General features: G+C 54.3%; 15 protein-coding genes and 2 pseudogenes. 1 reads left to right on the top strand and 16 read right to left on the bottom strand.

The window, feature by feature from the left end:
• The 3 genes and pseudogenes from ABJI08_RS22210 to ABJI08_RS22200 all read right to left on the bottom strand — a co-directional run.
• Positions 1–84, bottom strand: a pseudogene (locus ABJI08_RS22210) (IS6 family transposase); the annotation flags it as partial.
• Positions 85–369: 285 nt separating this feature from the next.
• Positions 370–471, bottom strand: a pseudogene (locus ABJI08_RS22205) (IS6 family transposase); the annotation flags it as partial.
• Positions 472–579: 108 nt separating this feature from the next.
• The gene (locus ABJI08_RS22200; protein ID WP_348404039.1) at positions 580–2,772 is read right to left on the bottom strand and encodes a caspase family protein; all 2,193 of its coding nucleotides are present in this window, start codon (positions 2,770–2,772) and stop codon (positions 580–582) included.
• Between the two features lie 141 nt (positions 2,773–2,913).
• On the opposite strand from ABJI08_RS22200, the gene ABJI08_RS22195 reads away from it, so the two are divergent.
• Positions 2,914–4,674: an alpha/beta hydrolase gene (locus ABJI08_RS22195; RefSeq protein WP_348404038.1), complete on the top strand. Its 1,761-nt coding sequence runs from the start codon at positions 2,914–2,916 to the stop codon at positions 4,672–4,674.
• On the opposite strand, the gene ABJI08_RS22190 is transcribed toward ABJI08_RS22195, so the two are convergent.
• The 13 genes from ABJI08_RS22190 to ABJI08_RS22130 all read right to left on the bottom strand — a co-directional run bounded on the left by ABJI08_RS22190 (position 4,671) and on the right by ABJI08_RS22130 (position 23,375).
• The gene (locus tag ABJI08_RS22190) at positions 4,671–5,360 is read right to left on the bottom strand and encodes a peptidoglycan-binding domain-containing protein (protein ID WP_348404037.1); all 690 of its coding nucleotides are present in this window, start codon (positions 5,358–5,360) and stop codon (positions 4,671–4,673) included. The two genes, ABJI08_RS22195 and ABJI08_RS22190, sit on opposite strands and share 4 nt — an antisense overlap.
• Positions 5,324–9,937, bottom strand: a complete 4,614-nt coding sequence (locus ABJI08_RS22185) for a CHAT domain-containing protein (RefSeq protein WP_348404036.1) — start codon at positions 9,935–9,937, stop codon at positions 5,324–5,326. Before ABJI08_RS22185 ends, ABJI08_RS22190 begins: the two co-directional genes overlap by 37 nt.
• A gap of 215 nt (positions 9,938–10,152) precedes the next feature.
• Positions 10,153–10,860, bottom strand: coding sequence for an IS6 family transposase (locus ABJI08_RS22180; protein WP_348404035.1), 708 nt, complete (start codon positions 10,858–10,860; stop codon positions 10,153–10,155).
• Positions 10,861–10,999: 139 nt separating this feature from the next.
• Entirely contained in the window at positions 11,000–12,604 is a 1,605-nt protein-coding gene (locus tag ABJI08_RS22175) for a GMC family oxidoreductase N-terminal domain-containing protein (RefSeq protein ID WP_348404034.1), read from the bottom strand.
• Between the two features lie 10 nt (positions 12,605–12,614).
• Positions 12,615–13,625, bottom strand: coding sequence for a zinc-binding alcohol dehydrogenase family protein (locus ABJI08_RS22170; RefSeq protein ID WP_348404033.1), 1,011 nt, complete (start codon positions 13,623–13,625; stop codon positions 12,615–12,617).
• 4 nt (positions 13,626–13,629) lie between these two features.
• Entirely contained in the window at positions 13,630–15,141 is a 1,512-nt protein-coding gene (locus tag ABJI08_RS22165) for an FGGY-family carbohydrate kinase (protein ID WP_348404032.1), read from the bottom strand.
• On the bottom strand, positions 15,134–15,976 hold the full coding sequence (locus ABJI08_RS22160) for a class I fructose-bisphosphate aldolase (RefSeq protein WP_348404031.1): 843 nt from the start codon (positions 15,974–15,976) through the stop codon (positions 15,134–15,136). Before ABJI08_RS22160 ends, ABJI08_RS22165 begins: the two co-directional genes overlap by 8 nt.
• The gene (locus tag ABJI08_RS22155) at positions 15,967–17,664 is read right to left on the bottom strand and encodes a glycerol-3-phosphate dehydrogenase/oxidase (protein ID WP_348404030.1); all 1,698 of its coding nucleotides are present in this window, start codon (positions 17,662–17,664) and stop codon (positions 15,967–15,969) included. Before ABJI08_RS22155 ends, ABJI08_RS22160 begins: the two co-directional genes overlap by 10 nt.
• An 82-nt stretch (positions 17,665–17,746) precedes the next feature.
• Positions 17,747–18,742: an aldo/keto reductase gene (locus ABJI08_RS22150; RefSeq protein WP_348404029.1), complete on the bottom strand. Its 996-nt coding sequence runs from the start codon at positions 18,740–18,742 to the stop codon at positions 17,747–17,749.
• Entirely contained in the window at positions 18,732–19,712 is a 981-nt protein-coding gene (locus ABJI08_RS22145; RefSeq protein WP_348404028.1) for a sugar-binding transcriptional regulator, read from the bottom strand. The genes ABJI08_RS22150 and ABJI08_RS22145 overlap by 11 nt, the downstream gene beginning before the upstream one ends.
• 12 nt (positions 19,713–19,724) lie before the next feature.
• Positions 19,725–20,726: an ABC transporter permease gene (locus ABJI08_RS22140; protein WP_348404027.1), complete on the bottom strand. Its 1,002-nt coding sequence runs from the start codon at positions 20,724–20,726 to the stop codon at positions 19,725–19,727.
• Positions 20,727–20,740: 14 nt separating this feature from the next.
• Positions 20,741–22,249 carry a sugar ABC transporter ATP-binding protein gene (locus ABJI08_RS22135; RefSeq protein ID WP_348404026.1) on the bottom strand — a complete coding sequence of 503 codons (1,509 nt, stop codon included), beginning with the start codon at positions 22,247–22,249 and terminating at the stop codon, positions 20,741–20,743.
• A gap of 109 nt (positions 22,250–22,358) precedes the next feature.
• Entirely contained in the window at positions 22,359–23,375 is a 1,017-nt protein-coding gene (locus ABJI08_RS22130) for a substrate-binding domain-containing protein (protein WP_348404025.1), read from the bottom strand.
• Positions 23,376–23,789 lie beyond the last annotated feature (414 nt).

Raw genomic sequence — 23,789 nt, 5'->3', positions numbered from 1 at the left:
TGGATAACGCACATACATCATCACCGCAAGACGGATGATCTCGGGGCTGGTTTTGAAATATCGGAAAGGGGAGCGCTTTGTCATGATCAAACGCTACAAAACCACCCTGCCCGCCTCAAGCCGGTTTCTTCTGACAAGGCCGATCGACATGCCCGCGAATAATCTCGCCCTTGTCTTTCGGAGGCATTAGCAAGCTAGGAAGTGTCTAAGCATCTGAAGCGATCGTTAAATTCAAGGGTGTTTATGGTCTCTATCTGAGGTGCCAATTTAAAGCGGACGTTCGATTTTGACTGGTTAAAGTCTGTTTTGTCCGCGTTGCCCCCGAACTCTTCGACATCGACACCTCTTTCACACGCCGTCGGCGCTCCTAATTGAAGTGGTTGAAAGCGGAAACCGGACATACATCATCACCGCAAGGCGGATAATCTCTGGACTGGTTTTGAAATAGCGAAAAGGGGAGCGTTTTGTCACGGAAGGGGGATAGATTGCCCCTCAGTCCTTCACAACTGAGTTTCCTCTGACACGACCAAACAGACAACTGGCCTGACGGACCGGCCTCTGATAGCTCGTAGAATGGGCTCAGGGGCTCACTCCCGCGTCGCGAAAGACTTCGGCGCGTGGCATCACACGCCAGCGATAGCTCTGCACCCAAACGCTTGGTTTTTGCGCAGTTGCCCCCCCTAACAGTCCCATGGCACCCCGTGTAGCGCCGGTTTGGGAAAGGTCTTGTAACATATTGCTAAGCGCCTCTCCCCGTGCATCGCGCGTCGAGCCGTTGCACGTCTCCACCAAACCCTGCAAGTTCAACGCTTCGCCATTTTCCTCGAGTTCACTGACCAAAAAATAGAGCCGCTCATGACCGGCGGAATAAACATTTCGCGGGCAATCAGAGCACATCTGAATCATCTCGCCCACATCCCGTGCCTCCGCGTCTCCCTCTACAAGTTCGTAATCCGCATGTACGCAATACTGCGCGTCGATATGGATCCGGTTCACGTCACGCTGACCGTCCTTGTCACCTTTCGCCCGGAACCTTAGAACATCGCATTGCTTCAAATCGCGCGCGGCCTCAATGTTTGCAAACGCATCAGAGTTCAATGCCTGGACGGCAGCCTGCCCGACAGGTCCGCATTCAGCCGCCACATCGATCGGATCACCAGGAGAGATCAGCTCGCTGATGTCGCTTGGAAACACCTCTACGTTCAGTGCAACGGGCAAAGGCGCCCCAAAAGCTGCGCCCCCATCCAGCAAGTCCAGCGTTTTGGCTAGATGCTCCGCCCGCAGGATCCGGTTCAGTGCGACGGACAGGGTGTTGCGTTTGCGAAACGGAACTTCCACCCTAAATCCCACAGGAGCAGCGCCAATGGCTGTGACCGGCCCGAACCAAAGGGCATTTTCACGAAAAACCACCTGAATATCATAGGAGTCATGGGACACGTCGGCAGCGATCCCAAGAGCAGTTGACTGCTCTGCCAGCGCAGCATCAAATTTATTGGACAGGGTAGGGTTCCGGGTTAAGGGCGCGCCTGTCTCAAAATCAAGCACCGGGGAAAAGCCAATGCGCCGATCTGTCGGGTGCAGTTCAACCTGGGCAAAACGCGCTTCCGTAGGAATGGTTCCCATAGCAGGGCATAAGGCCTCCGCTTGTGGCGCGCAGGCCGCATCCACCATCCGAATAAAGGACGAGCGTGCATTGGCTTCTTCCACCTGAGCATAGCCCAAAATGTCATTTGGTTGAGCCGAAACATCTGCAACAAGTGCCAACAGGGTGCCGGTTTGGACACCGTGAACCAGTCCGGCTTTGACTTCGTCAAACTCCGTAAGAAAGCGCGGCACTTGTCTTGCCCTACGCCCGCCAAAGACTGGGGCGTCAATCAAATCCCCTTCCCACAAGGGGGTTTGCACGGCGCTGGCACCTAGGTTGTTGTTGTGGTTCAAATCGCTCAGCACTGCCTGAAACAATTGGCGATACGTCAGCGGTTGACCGCTGTCCAAACGCGCAGCCAGCGCGGCAGAAAACAGGCCATACCATTGCGGATCACCAACGCCCTGAGACAGATCTCCCTCCCGCGCCACATCATTGGCCCGCGTTGCGTAAAACGCCAGATAGCCGCCGGCATTTTCATCAAGCTCCGGTTGCGCGGGCGCAGCCGTTTCAGATCGAACAGGCGCGCCGCGTACATCAATATTGAACACTGCGGGATCTACCTGACGTTCCGCCGTCAATCCCCCGTTGCGTATTCCGCTTCCGGAATGACAGCTGTCCATCACCAGCCACACATTTGCCCCCTTGGCCCGAACGGCGAAAATCAACGCGCCAATACGGTCATCCGTCAGCGCATTGGGAATGGTGCGCCCACCTTTTTCCGCAGCACGCACATCCGCAGGCAAAAACACCTCGTCCAGGCCGTCGGTTTCGTCCGCCTCCAGATCGAGCTGCCGCGTGCCATGTCCGCTGAGATGAATATAGACCAGATCGCCGGGTGCCGCCCGACTGGTGATCTCGTCAAACCCCTCCTCAATGCCAGCCAAGGTTGGCGCCCGTCCTCCGTCAACACCATCTGCCACCACCACAATGTCCTCGGCTCCGCGCGATAAAAGCACATCGCGCATGAGACGCACGTCATTGGCGGGGCCTTTCAGGTCGGAAATCTCGGCACTGTCGTAATAGTCGGACACCCCGATCAAAAGCGCGCGGGTTTCCGCGTGAGCCGAGAGACTGCACCCGATCAAAACAAAGATGGCAGCACCGAAACATCGAAATAACATCATTCTAGCCGCGTCGCCTCTTGGTTACTTCTTGATTTGGTTGCCACAAACCTTAGGCTATTAATTTGCGAGAACAAACAGGTTATTGGCGGGTTCGCTTCGGGAGAGGACGCGCGTCTGGATAAGTGGATCTGAGTGTCAATGATGAAGAGATTATCAAGCCGACCTTTGCCTCATTTGGCGGCTATCCTGTCCTTTGCTTTATTCTGGGACAGCCCGGCGCAGGCGCAGGTCTCGCCAGCGGTGGATTCCATGGCATTTGAGATCGCACTGTCAGAGGCCCGGGATACGCCCGCGCGGCTTGCCCTGATAGAAACGGCTATTGCACAAATAGAAGAAGCACCTGCACCTGATCTTAGAATGTACTTCGATCTCAACGATCTCCGTTTGGATATTCTCATAGAACAGGAGCGGTTTGCAGAGGCAGCCAACCTCGCAGCGGCGCTTTCTGGTTTCGCTCTTCAAAACGCGGCCGTGATCCATCACGAGCCAATTTCTTATGCGCAACGCGCAGCGTCCTTGTTTGAACAGGCCGGGGATATCCGTGCCGCGCTCGTCCAGTTGGAAACAGAGGCGAATTTGCGTCTCGATTCCGGGCAAACGGGCAAAGCTCTAGCACAAGTCTATCGCTCTATGGCAAGGCTTGCAGAGGATCGCGGCGATACCGCGGGCGCCGCCCGCTTTGCTGCCTTGGCAAAAAATGCGGAGGAGCCTTCCAACGCTTCCGTGCGCAGCAGCGGTGAGGCGGGCTATTCCGAAGTCGATGTGTTTTATGCAACCGACCGCGCCCGAAGTGGCGATCGGGATCCAAATTCCTTTTATGGGCATGGTCGCGGCGCACTGGAATATGGAGTGGTGAAGGTGTCGATCCCCGCGTCCCACACCGCTGGCGCAATCGAAATGCCATCGATTTGGCGGTTGGAGTTTGGCCCAAAGCCCGCCAAACATGTCATGTTGCGCAAAGTGACACCCAAAGACAGTGCCAGCTTCTTTGCCGAGATGCAGGACAAAGTTTCTGAAAGCCCACGCAAAGAAGCTTTTGTTTTTGTGCACGGCTTTAACACACGGTTTGACGCTGCCGCCCGCCGTGCGGCCCAGTTGGCCTATGACATGAATTACAGTGGTGTACCTATCCTGTACTCATGGCCTTCGGCCGGCAAAACCTTCAGCTACGTAGCGGATACCGCCGTTGTGCGTCTCAGTGGTCGCCGTCTGGCGAAATTTCTGGAAGAATTGCAGGCCAACTCCGGAGCAGAAACGATTCATATCGTGGCACATTCCATGGGAAACCGGGCATTGACCGATGCACTGGAGCTGTTGGCGCTCAAAACCGACGCTGCCGAAGGCAAGTCTCCCATGTTTGGACAGATATTCTTTGCCGCACCCGATGTCGACGCCGGGCTTTTTCGTGAAATGATGCACACTATTCGCCCAATCGGGCAACGCATGACGCTTTACGCGTCAGATGTGGATTGGGCATTGGCTGCTTCGCGGAAACTTCACGGGCACGCCCCACGCGCAGGGCAGGGCGGCGAAGACATTTTGACCGGGCCTGAATTTGATTCCGTCGACATGAGCACATTGGGTGAAGACATGCTCGCGCATACGTATTTTGCCAATGACAGCTCGGCGATTACCGATATTGCCTCTCTGATCTGGCGCGATCCCGACCCAGCGCGCCGCTGCGGCTTATCTTCGCCCCCGGGCAAGGACACGGCCCCTGTGTGGCACTACGAAAAAGGCAACTGCCAAGACGGCAAGCTTGTTGCGATAATTTCCCAGCTTTGGAAGCGCTCACAGGTGGACGTCGATGTCATTCGCGAAGAGGTGCAAGCTCTGGTCACGGACGCAGATGAAGCCGCCGCTCTCGAACGCCGTTTGGTGACACTGATCGGCGCGGACTAACAGCCGCCAAAGGCCAAGACGCTGTCCGTCGCTAATTGCCGCCGCACCGACGGCCCCGCCCGACCAGTCGGATCTAGCCCTGCATCACGCTGATAGGCGGCCAGGGATTCGCGTGTATTCCCGTCAAAAATAGTGTCCGCAATCCCGATCATGTAGCCGCCCGAAATCAAGTTTTTTTCGAGCCCTTCCACCAGCACATTCACATCTCCAGCCTGCAACTCAATGTCGGGTGTTCTATTTTCCACCGCAAGACAGATTTCCAAATCTGCTGGTTCCAATGTGAAATCGCCAACCAACATTGTTCCTTCAGCCTCCCGTGTTTGGGCAGACAGGATACTGTCAAACTGCATTGTTTCGACTCGCGCATTGGCAAGCACTCGCAACCTTTCGGGAGTATGGTCCATCTCGATGTCGCCGCCATCGCATTCAAAACTGCAGGTAAAAGACGTGTTTTCCAAAATTGCGCAGCTTGTAAAAAACAATACCTGTGGTAGCCCCGGGAAGGTGTAGGTGATACTGCCTTGCGCTGTTATTACCATCTCACCAATCCCGCTCTTTGGCGCAGGCAAAACATAGCAATCCGCCACCTGCGCGGATAATTTAGAGGCCATCAAGCAAAATGCCGCGGCTAACGTAGTCGGAAACCGTCTCATAGGCTGCCCTCCAACAAAATAAATGACGCCCAAAAACGAGGATGCGTCCACCCCCCGAGCTCAGAGGTCGATCCCGAAGATCCGGCGGAAGATGCGAGCGTCCCAAGTTGCATGGCCCCGCGATCCAATTCTGTATCTGTGTCCACTTCCCCCGAAATGATGGCCAATTGAGCAGTCTGCAAAGCCCGGGCGGATGCCTCCCCTTCCGAATATGCGCGATAGAACCCGACCATCAGCGCGGCCGTTGCCCCATCCGGTACCGGCAATACAGAGGCCAGCACCGCTTGTGCACCGCGCTCCTGCGCAATAGCGGCCACGCTCTCTAGCTCGCGCCCATCAGCATCGACAGAGCCAAAACCCGTTTCACAAGCCGAAAGCGTCAACAACGAAACCTGAGAAAGATCTGCATTTTGCCCCATTCCTTCACGCAAATCCTGCACGCTTAGAAAGTCGCCATTGCCAAGCAACAGCGCACTGGTTGCCTCGGTGTTGCTTATCTTGAAATGAGACGCAAGGTGCAAGACGCCAGTTTGTTGTCCGTCAGCATCCCCAAACCGCAAAGCGGCAACCAATGAGTCACGGTTGAAATCTTGGTCAAACAACGCTGTACCCGAGATAAAACCATTGTCGTCCGGGGATTCCTGCACGACTGCCTTCACTTCTGTTTCCACAGCAGGCAAGGCAGGCAGCCCTTGCAAGGCCTTTGTTGCGCCAAAGCCCGCAATCAGAGAACTGCGCGGTAACACTCCTTCTGCGGCGGTGCCTGCGGTCACATGCGAAAGTCTGTACTTCTGGGTCAGCCACTGTCCTTCATCATAAAGCGCGGCCATGGGGAGGTACCGCAAATGTCGATCAAGCGAGAGCACCAATGAGGTGGTCTCTTGTGCCTGCAAAACCTGTGTTACCTCTTCGGGGAGAAGTAGATCGTAAAGCCTTTGTCCCATCGGACGGGGATCGCGGTTCTGATTGAATACGTCCCCACGGAAACTGGCAACCATGCCATCCAACGCGGCTTCTGCGAAAGCTTCACCTTCCAATTGGTCCCATTGCCAAACATGTTGGCCTTCCTGAGTGGACAAAATCAGGCCGAACCGGTCCTGCAACACGACATACTGCAAGATTGCCGTCTGCGAAGACTCTCCGTGAGCCAGGTAGCGATCCATCAGCTGGTTTGGGGAAAACCCGGGTTGTTCACCCAGTTCGGTTACTGCAACCGCGCCAGCGATAATGGCTTGACGCAAACCCTCTGCCTCGGCGTTGTAAGCCTGCAGACCAGTTTGCATTTGGGTCAACTCCTCCAGCTCCTCAACCCGCAGCGGGCGGACCTGTGCCAGGTTTTGCAAGCGGCGCAGCCGGGTCAAGGTTTCGGGTGCCGGTGCTTGCGCACTGAACAGCGCCGAAATCAAAACCTGTTCAGCTGTCGAGAATGGCAGTCGGTCATAGGCGTCACCTGCCAAAGCCTGAGAGCGGCTCGCAAATTCAAAGCTTTCAAAGTCCTTCAACATTTCCAAAACACGCGACGCTTCCTGAGGACGTCCTTGGGACATCATCAAATCGGCCAGCCAACGATAGTGATTTTCCACCTGTGCGCGAAAACAAAGCTGAACTTGTTCGGGCAACGATGACAAAAGGCTTCGGGTCGCTTGCAGCCGGTTCACCGCTCGTTTCGCAAGAACCAAAGCGGCTTCCGGAGCTTCGTAATTCACCAACCGCTCAGACGCTCTGGAGAGGCTGCAAACATCCGCCATAGCCCAGCCAATCGGACCTGTCGATGTACTATCTACCCGGTTGCGTTCCAAATCAGCAGACAAGGCGATCATTTCCAGCTCGACTGCCGCCACAGTGTCCTCGTCGCGCGCAACCAGAGCTGCAAGCCTGCGGGCGCTGGATGACAGCGCCTGCGAATGTGGCATGTGCAAAACGGCGTCATGTTGCATGCGCGCCGCGGCGATGTCTTTTGTTTGCGCACGCTGACTTACTTGCCCACGCAACACGGCCAAAAGATTGCGTGCGGGTGCCTCGCCCTGGCGCGACAAAGTGACAAGCAGAGCCTCAAGACCATCAATGGTAACTCCGGTTTCGATCGCACGCGCGACTTGGCGGCGCAGGGGCCCAAGGCTCGCCGAGACCTGTGCATTCCGTGCGAGCCGCGCCCGGCGCTCTGCATCCACATATTCGCCGTAAAAAGCCAGCACATCGACCAGCCTGATCGTATATTTAGTGCGATTCCGAATGCGCGATTGCAAACGCCATTTATCAACTTCATCCACATCCAGAGAAACTGGCTGCGACAATCGACGCAGCTCTTCCTCAGAGAGCGTCATAAGATGATCAAAGGCAGGCGCGATCAGTTCCGGCGCATAAAACCCAAGCGCTGCCTCTTTCAATCCATCCAGGCAGGCGCCTTCATTGGAGAGGTCTCCAAGACGACACAATTGGCGCATGCCCTCAAGTGCCTTCTCTGTATCCGGAAGCTCAAACCAATTTGTCTCTCCACCCTTGGCCGAAAGAAGTTCACTTTCCATAGGGTGAGCGGCAAGTTCCGGATTTAGCCTCAATATGTCTCCTAAGCGTTCGGTTACACCCAGCCTGTCATAGAAATATTGTGTCTCCGGATCTTCCACCCGCCACGCAATTCGCGCCTCATCTGCCACGCGCATCCACTGCGCGGCCTGCGCGAGATCCAAGGCCTGCGCACTGGTCGCGTCGGAAAATAGCGCGCCCAATTCCATCGCGATCTCACGCGAATTCGCTTGTTTTATGGCCCTCTCGCGATCATCGTCTTGGTCGATGTCCTGCGGCGCAGCTTGCAACGCTTGCAATATAATGTCTCGCAAAAGGCCGTCACCCAACTCGCCCGATTCCCAAAACCCTGTTAGGGCCAGCATTCGTCCGAACACCACTCGTGCCGCTGCCGATGGCTCGATCCTGTATAATGCTTGGCGATAGTAAGCTGCGGCCTTCTCCCAGTCACGCGCGCCCCCTTCTCCTGTTTCCGCCTGCAGAGCCAGTTCCAACATCGCTGTAGGATCACCTTTCTCTGCCGCGACCACCAAAAGACTTTGCGCTTCGTCCACGTCCAGATTTACTCCCAGACCAAAGCGGTACATCAGGCTGAGCCGCAGCGTGGAAGGCACGTGGGCATTTTGTGCTGCGACCAAAAAATGCTTTGCGGCCCGTTGTGGATCGCGTCCTTCATCGCTCAACCCTTCCATGAGCAAGCTGCCAAATGCATAGTGCAATTGCGGATAAGGACCGTTCATCAACGCGTCATAAAGCAAGTCATTGCTTGCGATGGTCTGGAAATTTGAAAGAAATTCCGAAGCGAACCCAATTGTAAGGTGCGTATCGAGAACCAAGGTGCCGCGCGCAATGTGAAGTGGCTCTCCAGTTTCCCAATCAACTTGGAAAAGGTTGTTGTTAACCGCAGTCAAACTGCGCTCAATAAGCCGATCTGCCTCAACTTTCAATTCTGGGAACGGAAGGCTCATGGCGAAAACGGTTTCCAGATCCGCAAGCGGTACGCCTTCACCAGTTTCCAAAAGCAATGCAAACCCAAGCGCTTGCCGCAGAGGTTCTTCCGTTGCCAGCAACAGGAAACGAGCCATCGCCGCAAGTTGAGGACGCGAAATAGTGCCCGTGCCTTCCTCAAACTGCTCCGTTGGACTAAGCCGCGCAACCAAATATCTGGCGTACTCTTGCAGGCTTTGCCAATCAGCAGTATCCGCCAGCGGTAGTCGTGTCAAAACCTGTAAAACACTTCCGTAAATTTCATTCTGTATCAGATCTTCCAAGGGGCCGCTGCCTTCCCAAAACCCGACATTTTGATGCTTAAGGACACACTGTAGAATAGGATCGGCGCGCTCCAACAAGCGATCATCGGCGGGAAGACCAGACAGGATGTCATTTACGTCCGCAAATAACGCAGGTCGGCGATCATAGTCGACAAAGGCGCTGGAGCAGAGTTCATACAACGCCGCTAGGTCCACACGCTTTGTGCTTGTGCAAAGCGCGGGGCTTTGCGCCAAAGCGACCAGGTCGCCGGGCGTCGGCAAATTACCTGCGGAGAGCCCTAATCCTAAGCCTTGCCAGATGGCTCTGCTCCCCGGCCCAAAAAGACCGTCAATTTCCAGCGGTCCGCACCCCTTGGCACTTAGGCCCAGTTGCGCCAAGCCGGAATGTGGTTGCCAGTAGCTGCGCCGCTCTTCCTGATTTCTTACAGTTTCCTCAAACCCCCGGTCCCGGATGTGGCGCAGGATCGGGCATAGCGCCGCCCCATAGGCGGCGACCGCATTGACCATTCGTTCACTAATTTCAGGGTTGAGTTTTAGGATGCGCTCAAGAATGTCCTCCCGATTGCCGAAACTGACAACTCTCTTTTCCAAAAGAAAATCAGCATCCTGCGAACTATACTGGGCATTCAACATCGTTTCGCGCAGGCTCAACCCGCCAAAGGCCCCCGCATAGAGCCAGAGGTGTTCATGCAATTGGTCACGGTTGTCGAAAAGTGCCGCATCACAGTCAAGTTTCGTCAAATTTGTGTACCAGCGGCTCACATCGCTGTTTGACTGCTGCGCGCTGACTTGTTGCGCGCCCAACCAATTTGCCAAGGCACCCCATAGAAGAATTGAAACCCATTTTCCCAACATGTCTCTGTCCTATCTGTCCATCGTCAGAGTTCTTGGAGCCGAGCGCTACACAAACTCACCAAGTACTCGGCACATCTGGTCGGTTTAATTATGCGGACTTTGAGACGCGATACAACCGACGCAGGTGGTGTCAGACAAATTCGAACCAGTCTCCACTAGGCCAGCATCGCTGCCCCTTATGCCGCGCAAAGACCACGCCACTCAGCGAGAGCAGCGGTGCGGTTAAGCTTGAAATGGCATCTTTGCGAAAGGCTGCGACCCTGGTTGAAGTGGTTGAAAACGCATGCGTGAATAAAGACGAATTTCTGCAAACGTCGCATGCGACGAAAACCGTGCATGGCCCTCTCTCGTCTTCGAAAAGGTAAGTGTGAGTTTTCAGCGCGATTGTTTTCCCAACGCCCAGTTTCCTGTTTGCAGGCGTTTCCAATGACCTTCATCGCAGCACAATAAGACCGTAATCTATCGGTCACGATGACTTCCGGCGGCCCATACCTTCTCATCGCTTTCTTCAAGAATTTAAGGGCCGCAGTGCGATCCCGACGTTTCGTATCATAGCTTTCCAGCACTTCGCCTTCGTGATCAACCGCACGCCAAAGATAATGCCGTTCACCATTGATCTTTACGAAAATCTCATCGAGATGCCATCGCCAGTTCGAGTAACACCGCATCCGACTGACCCGTTTTCTTCGGATCTCGGCAGCGAACATTGGGCCAAATCTGTTCCACCAGAAACGGATAGTTTCGTGGCTCACGTCGATGCCGCGTTCATGCAGCAGGTCTTCTACATTCCGAAGGGACAGCGGAAACCTAACATACATCATCACCGCAAGACGGATGATCTCGGGGCTCGTTTTGAAGTAGCGAAAAGGCGAGTGTTTTGTCATCTTATGAAGCTACGGAACGGGCACGCCCTTCACAACTAGGTTTCCTCTAACATCGCCGAAAAGGGGAGCGTATTGTCATGATCAAACGCTACAAAACCACCCTGCCAGCCTCAAGCCGGTTTCTTTTGACAAGACCCTTTCACGCTAACATTGCGGCGGCTTTTTCGGCGATCATCACCACTGGAGAAGCCGTATTACCCGAAACTATTTTTGGCATGACCGACGCGTCGACGATCCTTAGCCTCTCAAGGCCACGCATTCGGAGCTTTTCATCCACAACCGCCCGATCGTCCGAACCCATCTTGCAGGTTCCTACCGGGTGAAAAATGGTTGTGGCGATGTCTCCAACTGCTTCAACCAGGTCTTCTTCTTTTGTAAGTTGTGGGCCCGGCAGAATTTCTTCGGGGTGGTACGGTGCCAGAGCCCTTGCGGTCATGATTTCGCGGGCCTGCTGAACTGATTTAACGGCCACAGCCTTATCCCTTTCAGTTGAAAGGTAGTTCAGGCGAATTTCAGGTTGTGCGTCCCTGTCAGTACTTGCAATGTGGCAATGTCCCACACTTTCAGGCCTCAAGTTACAAACCGACACTGTAATGGCCGGAAACGGATGCAGCGGATCGCCCAGCTTGGCTGTTGACAGAGGCTGAACGTGGTACTCCAGATCAGGCGTTTCCAGATCCTGACTTGACTTAGTAAACATACCAAACTGGCTTGGTGCCATAGACATCGGTCCGGATTGGGTCAGCGCGTACTGCATCGCAATTTTTGCTTTACCGATCAGACTGTTGGCCATTGTGTTGAGTGTTTTGGTACCCTTAACTTTGAAAACAGTTCTGATCTGCAAGTGGTCTTGAAGGTTCTCTCCGACGCCCACGCTTTCATGCTTTACCGGAATGCCGTGACTGGACAAAACCTCGCCGTTCCCGATGCCAGACAGCTCCAAAATTTTGGGTGAATTGATCGCGCCTGCCGCCAATAGGACTTCTGAATCAGCAAAAGCTTTGCAAAGCTGGCCTTTCCGGCGAAACCGCACGCCACGCACGGTTTTCCCATCAAGGATCAGGCTATCAGTAACTGCATCAGTCAGGACTCTCAGGTTAGGCCGTTTCATAGCCGGGCGCAGGAAACCACGGGCGGTGCTCCACCGAACTCCTTTCTTCTGGTTGACCTCAAAAAAGCCCGAGCCTTCATTGTTCCCATCGTTAAAGTCGCCGCGCGGTAAAATGCCAAACTCTTTGGCACCTTCCTGCACAGCACTCAGGATGTCCCAGCGCAGTTTTTGCTTTTGGACTTTCCACTCTCCTCCAGCCTTGTGGAGATCGCCGTTTCCGGCGTGGTGATCCTCGGATTTCAGAAAATAGGGCAGCACATCGTCCCAGCCCCAGCCGGTGTTCCCCAACTGGCGCCAGTTGTCATAGTCCGCGGCCTGCCCGCGCATATAGATCATTCCGTTGACCGACGTGCAGCCCCCCAAAACCTTGCCACGCGGATAGACAAGGCTGCGCCCATTTAGCCCCGGTTCACTGGCGGTCGTCATCATCCAGTCGGTACGCGGATTACCGATGCAATAGAGATAGCCCACCGGGATATGCACCCAGTGGTAATTGTCGGATTTCCCGGCCTCCAGCAAAAGCACCCGGTTTTTCGGATTTTCTGTCAGCCGGTTGGCGAGCACACAGCCTGCCGTACCAGCACCAACTATGATATAGTCGTAGCGCCCTTCCAGAGTCCCGGGGTCGGTCATAGTGTTTCCTTTAGTAAGCAATAACCATCTTGCCGATCATCGCGCCTGTCTCAATGATCCGGTGCGACTCTTTCAGGGTTTCGGCAGAGAGACCGTGCAAGGTTTTGGTTTCTGTCGTCGAGATAATCCCGTCATCCACCAAGCGTGCCATTCGGGCTAGAATCGCGCCTTGCTGAGCCATATCAGAGGTGCCAAACAGCGAGCGCGTGAACATCAGTTCCCACATCAGCGCGGCGGATTTGCCCTGCAATGCTGAGATGTCCAGCTTTTCCTCGGTTTCCACAATGGTGCCGATACGCCCTTGTGGGGCAATCAGTTCGCACTTGGAATCCCAGTGTTGAGCAAGGTCAGCGTACTGAGCAATGTAGTTGACGTATTCTCGGCCGGTGGCACGTGTCTCCGCCACGAGGTCATGGTGGTTGACCACATGATGCGCACCCATTTTGCGGCACCAATCCGCGCTTTCAGGGCGTGAAGCTGTGGCAATTATTTCCAATCCGGTAAGCTTGCGGGCCAGTTGGGTCGTGACGGAGCCAACACCGCCTGCACCACCCACAACCAGCAGAGAAGACGAGCTTTCGTCTGTTGAAACCTGAAGACGATCAAAGAGCATTTCCCATGCGGTCAGAGAGACCAGAGGCAGGGAAGCAGCAGCCGATGGATCGACCGAAGTCGGCGCTCGAGAAACAATTCGGTGATCCACAGCCTGCAATTCAGCGTAAGAACCCGCGCGATTTGCGTCGCCCGCATACCAGACGCGATCTCCTTTGCTAAAGCCTACGACGTCCGGGCCTGTTGCTTCGACAATACCAACTGCGTCATAGCCCAGAATGAACGGCTCAGCATGAGGTGCATCAGCGGCAGTGCGAATGCGACGCTTGGCGTCAGCGGGGTTAACTGAGACCGCTTCAATCTGCACTAGCAAGTCAGCCGGGCGCAGTTCGGGTGTGGGCAAGTCACATTCAAACAGGCTGTCCTCTGCATCGATCGGCAGAGAGTTGATAAATCCTACGGCTTTCATTTTCTTAGTTTTCCTTTGGTTTCAGACGGCTCCAGAATTCACGCATCACCTCGGTGAGGTGCTGATATGTTTCATACCGCGCGTCATAATGGGGTTTTCGTGATGTATCGGGCTGATACGTAGCTTTGGTTCGTGTCATCCGGTCCACACCTTCTTCGTAGGACCGGACGTGACCGGTTGCGACAGCGGCTCCGATGGCTGCACCAAGTGCGCCTGTTTCCTGAGCCTCAGCCACAGCAATCGGTACGCCAAGGCAGTCAGCAAACATTTGCGGCCAATGCGGGCTGCGCGATCCACCGCCCGAAAGAACGGCGCGGTCAAAATTCACCCCAGCGCTTCGCAGGGCGTCAATGTGGCGGCGGTGTTCAAACATGACACCTTCAAAAAGAGCGCGAAGGATATGTCCTTCCCCATGCCACCCGGCCACCCCGTAAAGTCCAGAGCGGAACTCTGCACCCTGCCCCGAACCATAGAGAAACGGGTGAAAGAAAGGATCGTCCGCGCGCGGCTCTACCTGCCCAACAAGATCGTTACAGTATCCAAAGGGATCTTCGTGATGCCCGCCGCGCTCAACCAGCTCGCGCACATACCATTCCAGATTTGCCGCAGAAGTGGCACTGGCTTCGATATTTACGAAACGGTTCGGCCCAAATCCTGACGCCATAAATACCGATGGATCGACAACAGGCTGGTCAGAGAACACCTGATTGATGCTCCAAGTGCCTGCGATGATTGACGCTTCCCCAGACTTCACCACGCCGGATCCCATGGCACTGGACACCACGTCAAAATAGCCACCAATGACGGGCGTTCCAACAGCAAGACCTGTGGCTTCGGCGGCCTCTTTGGATACGGTGCCCGCAATGTCAGCCGGGTCAATCAGCCGGGGCAGCATTTCGCGTGCATCCGACAAGCCATAAAGTGCCAGTAGACCTTCATCGTAAGTACAGCTGGGCATTGCCGTCAGGCCGCATCCGGACATGTCAGAGATTTCGCTTACCCGCTCACCCGTCAGGCGATTGGTAATGAAGTCCTTACAAAGCAAGATGGTTCCGGTTCGCTCGTAAGTCTTCGGTTGGAATCTTTTGATCCATGCAAGCAGAGTGGGCGTTTGCGACGGCCAGGGCCTTTGCAGACAAATGGTGTGAAAGGCATCACCAGAGGCAGCATTCAGTTCTTCAGCCACCCCGGCCGCACGCGTATCCAGCGATTGAATGCCGATAAGCGGATCGCCAGCTTTGTCGAGCAGGTAAAGCCCGTTTCCGTGGCCAGCGCAGCCAACTCCCTTGATGTCCTTCGGGTCAACACCAGCCTTGCCAATGCAGGTCTGGATGCCCTGTTTGGCGTTGGCCCAAAGCTCGTTCAGATCCCGCTCAACATACCCCGGCGCAGGCGTCGATGACTGCCCGTCCAGCACATGCATGGTGACCTGCCGGCCCTCACCATCAAAGAGCACTGCTTTGATCACCGTGTTGCCAGCGTCAAGGCCGAGGAAATATGGTCCTGTCTTAGTCACGGTTATAAATGTCCCATGCTTCTTCGCCGCTGGCACCATTGTGGATCATTGCCATAAGCGCAGCTACGACGGCCTTTGGATTGTCGTGTTGATAGATGTTTCGGCCATAGACCATGCCGTATGCACCCTGAGCCATCAGAGCTGCGGATTTGGAAAGTACCGTTTTGAGGTCTTCTTTGCCGCCGCCGCGCACCAGAACCGGAACGCGGGCTGCTTCGATGACACGGTGGAAATCTTCCGGATTTTCTGTGGGGTCAGCTTTGATAATGTCGGCGCCCATTTCGGACGCAAGACGTACCAATGTCACGATCTTTTCAGCGTTGCCATCGACCTGATAACCGCCGCGCACATCGTTTGGCAGCATCACCAAAGGCTCAATCATCAACGGCATACCGTATTTATGACACTCAGCGCGTACCTTGGTTATGTTCTCAACGCACTGGCGGAACAGGTCAGGTTCGTCCGGCAACATGAACAGATTGACGACAACTGACGCCGCGTCCATCTCAAGTGCGCCGATGATTGGCTCTTCATAGTTCTGAAGCTGCGACCACATCGAGCGATGACGCTGATCATTATAGGGGTTGCCCATATCGATCCGCATCACAAGAGCAGGTTTATCTTTTTCAGGACGTGATTGCAGCAGGTCTGCTTGACCGTAAGCGCATTGAATTGCGTCCGGTCTGGCCTTTATCAGCGTATCCATCACGGCGGGCATGTCTTCCAATCCGACCATAAAGCCCGGCTCATTACAGACACCATGATCGATTGCCACATCCAGACATCCACCATTTGTGAACATTCGGTTCATCCGGGCTTTGCTGCTTACGCGCATACTGTTCTCCGTTCTTTGTTTCGTGAGGACAGAGTTTCCGGCGTAACACCGTGATACTCTTCAAGTTCCTTAGTCAGTTGATTGCGGTGGTCCTGAATTTGCGCCTCGCTCAATTTTCGTTCATCGGCGAAAATTGTGCAAAGGCGATCCAGTATATCGGTTGAGATTTGGCCGGTGATGGCCAGCGCCGTACGCCTCAGAACAATATCCGAAAGCGTCTCGACCCATTCGTTTTTCAAAAGCCATTTAATCTCAGCGTGTGAGTACAGGCACCCCTCAGCAAGGAATTCATCGTCGCCTGACTGGCAGTCCTGCAGAATTTCAGTTGCTGTGGTGCCGTAAAGGTCGATCAGGTGGGTCGCATGATCCAGCGAAACTCCATGTTCTTTCATCAGGTCCTGAACAAGACCGCTTGTATCGTCCGGAAATTCTGCTCCGCCGCCTATGGGCAAGGACAACGTTGAACATTGCCTGTTGCGCCCCAACTCTTTCAATACATCATCTGTAGCCTGCTCTGCGAACGCCCGGAAAGTTGTCCATTTTCCTCCGACCATGCAGAACTGAGGCACAATGCCGGCCAGACGAGTGATAAAATGCCCACGCGATATACGACCTGTGAAATTTTGATCACTCTGGGGTAACGGGCGAATGCCGCTGTAGCTGAAAACAACTTCTTCTTTGACAATTGCTATCTCGGGAAACACCAGACCTAGCGAGCCCAGAATGTACTCCAGTTCTTCGTCTTCGCACCGAACCCGGCAAGCCGCGTCGACACGAATGTCAGTCGACCCGGCCAGAACTTTGCCCTGATAAGGAAAAACGATGCAAACCCGGCCATCGGTGTTTTCAAAGTAAACCATGTGGCCGCCAAGGGCGGCAAGTAGATCAGGATTGTCGATGATCAGATGCGATCCCTTGGTGCCGGACACCAGTTTTTCTCTCTCGCCACCTCCCAGTTCCTGAACAGTGGAATCCAACCACGCTCCTGTGGCGTTCACAACCGCTTTAGCCTGAACCTGCAACTGCTCTCCTGTGTGCTTATCGGTCAGGCTGAAGCCCTTATCTGCCGGCTTCAACTCGATATAATTCAGCGCAACCGATCCCGGCGCGGCCAGTTGTGTATCGCGGATCAGTTCAATGCAAAGGCGCTCGGGGTGGGTGATCCAGGCATCATAGTAAACCGCTGATCTTTTTGCGGCTGGAGTCAACTGAGGCCACAGACGTTGGGTTCGGGCCCTGCCATTGAAATGGTGGCGAGGCAAGATGCGACGCTTGCGTGTCACCCAGTCATAAAGCGACAAGCCCAGCTTAATTGGCACCGCCCCTCTGCTCGAAGGTTTGCCATTCCAGCCAAAGAAACCCGCAGCCGAGTTCAGCACACCGGAAAACAACGATGTTATGGGGATCACAGTTGGCAGTGGGCGCACCATGTGGGGAGCGTTCATCAACAACGCATCGCGTTCCTGAAGGGACTCGCGAACCAGATCAAATTCACCGTTTTCAAGGTACCGCAATCCGCCATGGATCATCCGTGAGGGCGCTGCACTGCATCCAGAACAAAAATCGTTTCGCTCTACCAGAAGAACACGCAGGCCCTGCAGGACGAGCTCGCGGTACACGCCAATCCCGTTCACACCGCCACCAACCACAACAACGTCAAATGCGCTGTTGTCGCGTAGGTTGGTCAAGTTTTGTCTTCGTTGTTCAGACATATCTCTCTCGTGCGCCGAAGAGCGTTTCGGCGGCTGGAAGTGTTCAGTTTTTTCAGGTTCAGGCGGCCAGATCGCTTAAATGCAATTGTGCCCTGTCGTTAATTTCGGTGATCTCCGTATCCGTCAGACGTATACGGCCGGCTTTGGCATTCTCTGCTGCCTGTGCCGCATCGCGCGCGCCGCAAAGTGAAAAAGTTACACCCGGCTGCTGAAGTGTCCACGCGATCACGGTTTGCCCCAGTGTTGCCCCGTGCTTTTCAGCAATTGGAGCGATGGCTGTCATCAAGGACGCAACCTTTTGACGGTTCGCCAAAGAAAACCAAGGGTGCTCCTTGCGCTGGTCGTCACCTTCAAACACCCGGTCTGGGCCGATTTTTCCGGCAAGCAGCCCCAGTGCCAGCGACGAATAGCTGAGGAGCGACACGCCGTTATCGCGACACAGGGGCACATGCGAGGCCTCGATATCGCGCTTCAGCATAGAGTATTCTTCCTGAACAGCATCGAGCTGTCCGGCAGCAACATAAGCCCTGACATCGTCGGCCGTGGTGTTACTTGCGCCGATCGAGCGGATTTTGCCCTGTTGTTTAAGAGTTTCCAGAGCCTCCATCGTTTCTGCGATGGGCGTCGTCGGATCCTGCCAATGAGTGATGTAGTGGTCAATGTAGTCGGTGCCAAGTCGGCTCAGACTTTGTTCAACTTCATAGATAATGGCGTCCTTGCCCAGATACCGGTGCACGGGTTTGCCGTCATAATCAAAAAAGTGATTGCCCTTTTGCGTGTGCCAGACCAGGCCGCATTTGGTTGCCAGAACCACCTTGTCACGCCGGCCTTTCAGGGCCTTTCCGACGATCTCTTCCGCAACGCCCTGCCCATAGGCCGGGGCTGTGTCGATCAGAGAAACGCCCTCGTCGATTGATGCGTGAATGGCTGCGATTGAACGGGCCTCGTCAGTACCTCCCCACTTCCAGCCACCAATGGCCCAAGTTCCCAAACCCATCGCCGAGGCACTAATGCCTGATGTTCCAATTTCGCGCGTCAGCATGTCATGCGACATTCTGTGTTCCTTTCATTTCTTCCAGAACCGCTACTGCGGTGTCTTCATCAAGGATCAGGGAATTCAGAAATTCCCCGTTTAGTGCTGCCTTGATTGGCTGCACTTTTTGTTGGCCTCCGGTGACCCCAATCACACGTGCGCATTGCGCAAGATCTGCTGGCGGTAACGCCACCAGACGTGAATTGAGCGCATAGTTTGATACCGAACCGTCAATGTGAATAAGGTGCGCCAGCAGTTCGCCCACGACGCCCGTCCCCATCAGCATCTTGCGATCCGACTCCGGTACGGGATGCAGGTCATAATAGCTCGACCCTTTCGGCTCGATTGATCCGATGCCAACCAGCGCTACGTCAGCGCGGCGGGCAAGATCAAGAACCTCACGGATAGACGCAACTTCCATCAACATATCGCGTTGCTGGCGGCTCTCGGCGAACAAAGGCGCATGCATCAGCATGGCTTTGCCGCCCAGTCTTTCGGCCATCCGCGTAGCGAGGTGGTTGACGTCCGTATAAAATTTACCCTGAACGCCACCTGTCAGCGGAACAACGGTGATGTCAAACGTACGCTCCGGGGCCAGGCTTTCTACAACTGCACTCACAGCCTTCCCGCCAGTAATTGCGATAACGTCTCCGTCCCGCAAAGTCTCGACCAGATGATTGGCTGCGGCGCGCCCGACTTGCTGCAATGTTGTCTTAACACTTCCCGAAACCGTCGGTGTAACCACCGCATCCTTCAGATTGGTTGATGCCGCCAAGGCCAGCTCCAAATCTTTCAGGGCCTGAAACGGGCTTTCAATGTCTATCTTGATCATGCCCATTTTTCGGCCTTGGGTGATCAGTCGGTTGACTTTGGAGGTAGACAGATTCAACTCCTTAGCAATCTCTGACTGCTTCTTTCCCTCGAGAAAATGCAGGATCAAAACAGCGTGAATTTGCCGGATCAGTTCGAAATCTGCTTTCTTTTCAGACATAGCCATCTTCTCTTACCTGCGCTTCTTGTTGAGGTAGTGGTCAATGGTCACGGCCGACAGCAAGATTGAGCCCCGGATTATGTCCTGCCAGTAGACAGACACATCCAGTAGAGCGAGTGAACTGGATACCAAGGACAACAAAATCACCCCCAATATGGCCCCCAAGATCGACCCTGATCCACCATTCAGGCTAGCCCCGCCAATGACAGCCGCCGCGATAATTGTCAGTTCCAGTCCCAAACCGAATGTTGGTTGTGCTGACCCAAACCGGGCCATGTAGATAATGCCCGCGACCCCACAGAGTGCCGAGCACAATGTCGTTGTCAGAAAGATCACCTTCTTAGTGCGAATGCCCGAATACGCCGCAGCTTTTTCGTTGCTCCCGGTATAGTACACCTTGCGGAACATGGTCGTCCGGCGAAGCATGAAATCGAAAGCGACTACCACGATCAGGAAAAAGACAATCACAATCGGAATCGGTCCAATTGAACCCTGACCGATGAACTTGAACTCGGGCGGAAGGGTATAGAGACCCAAAGGGCGTCCTCCTGTGAAGAGGAGGCACGCTCCACGCGCTATTACCATGACAGCCAAAGACACAATGAAGTGGTGCAGCCCGACCCGGGTAACGAAAAAGCCCATGAATGCACCGATCCCCGTACAAATCACGATAGAAATTGCGGAGGCAAGCCAGGGGTCAACGCCACTTAGGAACAGCCACCCGGCAATGACCATTGCCAGAGAGGTCACAGAGCCGACCGAAAGATCGATCCCACCGGAAATCAGGAGAATTGTCATTCCGACAACCAAAATGCCATCCACGGCAAAGGCCATCGACATTGCGCGCATGTTTGCCCAGGTCAGGAAATAGGGCGATGCAAAAGACATGAGCAGGAAAAGCGACAGTATGATCACAATCAACCCGGTTTCGCGCATTTTGAAAAGCCGCGTAATAAACGGTGTTTTCTCGATAGAGCCGGTGTCCAGGCCCACAGGATTAGCCGTGCTGTCCATGTTTCCCTCTTCCCTCATGCCACTGCCGCGTCTGCATCCGTAACGGACGCGAGATGCATGATGTTTTCTTCAGTCATGTCGTCACCTGAAACTTGCCCGCTGATGCGCCCCTCGCGCACGACCAGTACTCTGTCACACAGACCTATGAGCTCCGGCAGTTCCGAGGAAATCACAACAATTCCGACACCGTCATTCGCCAGATTTCTGAGTATGCTGTGAATTTCGGATTTTGCCCCCACATCGACACCACGCGTTGGTTCATCCAGAAAGATCAGGCGGGGATTAACGGAAAGCAGTTTGGCCAGCGCAACCTTTTGCTGATTGCCTCCAGACAAGGACGACACCGGATCAGAAAGTGATCCGCATTTCAAACCGAGCTTTTTGCCAAGCGCATCGGCCTGTGCGGTTTCCTTGGCGTTTTGGATCAATCCATGGGCTCCTGCCACCTGATCGAGATTCAGAGCCGAAATGTTCGATGCAATCGACAGGTCTAGGAAAACCCCGTCACCTTTGCGGTCTTCTGAAAGGTACACCATCCCATTTGAGATGCTTTCCTGGTAATTTCGGATGCTCAGCTTTTCGCCGTTCAGCCAGACTTCACCGGTTACATCGCCCTCAAGCTGGCAAATGCCTTTTGCGATCTCGCTCCGTCCGGCCCCGATAAGGCCCGCAACGCCAAGAATTTCACCCTTACGCAATTCAAAAGAAACATCCCTGAAGCGCGTGGTTTCTGTTAGGTTGCGCACGTCCAGAATGATCTCGTCTGATTTCTCTGATTGTGCTTGTTTTTCGGGGTAGAGATTGTCGATCACCCGACCGACCATTGCGTTCACAACATCACCGGGTTCGATATCGGCCACGTCCCGCGTGGTAATGAACTGGCCGTCCCGAAACACCGTGACCCGGTCGCAGTTGTCAAAAATTTCGACCATCCGGTGCGATATGTAAATAATGGAAATTCCCCGATCCGCGAGGGTTCGCATGATCCCAAAAAGGGTCTGCGCCTCGGTTTCGGTGAGCGCGGCAGTTGGTTCGTCTAAAATCAGTATCCGGCAGTCCAACGTCAGCGCTTTGGCGATCTCGACCAGTTGCTGATTTGATATCGAAAGATCACGCACCAAAACAGAAGGGTCAATTTTGCTGAGTTGGCGAAACACCTGCACGGCTTCGCGTTCAAGCTTTTTGTAGTCCATAAACCAGGATTTGCTGATGTTCGTTGTTGCCATAAAAATGTTCTCGGCAACTGAAACGTCCGGGCAAAGCGCAATCTCTTGATGGACAAAGCCAATACCAAGCTGCTGCGCCATAGAAGGTGAAGTGATCTTGACCGGTTTGCCATCGAGAGAAATTTCGCCGCTGTCCGGTTTCAATATCCCATCGATCACGTTCATCAGAGTAGATTTGCCAGCGCCGTTTTCTCCAGCGACAGCGTGAATTTCGCCCCTGCGCAACTCGAACTCGACACCTCGCAAAGCTTGGATGGGACCAAATGACTTGCTGAGGTTTGAGATTTTGAGGATCACATCATCCTGCATCGCGCAACTCGCTTTGTGTTAAATTAGACGATCGGTTCGCCCGCCATTGCGGTATGCCGTTGCGGCGGACGAACCAAAGGATATTTCCGGACCCCAATCAGGAGGGATCGCGGCCTTCCATGTAGACGTTCAGGTCAAAGTTATCCGCATTGTCCTTGGTGATGACTGCAAAGCCATTGTCCATGAACGGAACCTGTACCGGGTTGAAGCCCGAAGTTTCCCAGTCGTTAAACGGATCGAAAATTTCAGACCGGTTTGCCAGGTGCACGGCCATAAAGCCCATGAAGCCCTGCACGCCCTGGTTGGGGTTCAGCGACATATGAATGTTGCCTGCTTTGATATGCTCCAGCGTTGTTGGTGTCACATCTGCGTGCATTATCAACAGACCTGAATTTGCTTCAAGCTTTGCAGCAACTGCACCTTCTGCCGAACCCGCTTCGGGGATCCACATAGCGGCAACGTTTGGATTGGCCTGGATGATCGAGGCAGTTGCGCGATAGGCCGCATTGCTGTCCTGGTTTGTGGCCTGACGCCCAACCAGAGTCATATTTGGAAAATGCTGTTCCATATATGCGATCAGAGCAGTCACGCGCAGGTCGTGATTGGACTGGCCTGGGTTCTCAAGAACCGCATACTCAGCGCTATCACCAACCTGCTTTACGATCTCCTCGGCAGCAAACTTGGCTTCGGCCAGGTTGTCCGACGTGATGTAAGATGTGCGATTGGATTTTGGCGAGTCGGCAGCAAAGGTCACAATCTGTGTGCCACTGTCGATTGCCCGGTTGATCGGCTCAATGAATGGATCCGACTGCATTGGGTGCAACAGAATGCCAGCTGGCGATTTCACCAAATCCTGGTCAAATGACGCAATTTGTTTGGTGATATCATAATCGGGCGTACCCGAGAACACTGTCTCGCAACCAAAAGCGGCAGCAGCCTGCTTAAAGCCCTGGTACACTGGAACCCAATAGGGGTGACCGGAGACCATAACGTTCATGATATAAGTTTCGCCAGGTTCGCACTGAATTCCCTCCGCGGACGCAGGCACTGCGGCAACGGAAGCAGTGGCAATTGCGATTGATGCAATTAGACCATTGAGTTTCTGAGATTTCATCGTTTCCTCCCAAGAGTGATCTCACTTGCCATTGCCGCACATCATTCCTCCCATGCGCGATTATTGCAAGATATTTCAGCTAGTGCGTTTTATTGCACAGCTATTGAATAGATGGGCGCGTTGCGCCTCGTCAATTCGTGGCGGTATTTTTTTTAATTGGTGAAATTTATTTCACATAAGGCCGCACCGGGAGCAAATAGCATTTAAACCAGCGGCCTAAGCAGCCACATTACGGTCAAAACAACCTTTATCCGGTCGGCATTTAGCAGGCATTGACACACTAACTCGACGACCGGTGGTGTCAGACAAATTCGAACCAGTCTCTACTAGGCCAGCATCGCTGCCCCTTATGCCGCGCAAAGACCACGCCACTCAGCGAGAGCAGCGGTGCGGTTCAGCTTGAAATGGCATCTT

The organism is Shimia sp. (genome assembly GCF_039969785.1).
Lineage (GTDB): Bacteria > Pseudomonadota > Alphaproteobacteria > Rhodobacterales > Rhodobacteraceae > Shimia.
The sequence above is the reverse complement of the archived record's forward strand: the minus strand, read 5'-3'. Positions and strand labels throughout refer to the sequence as shown.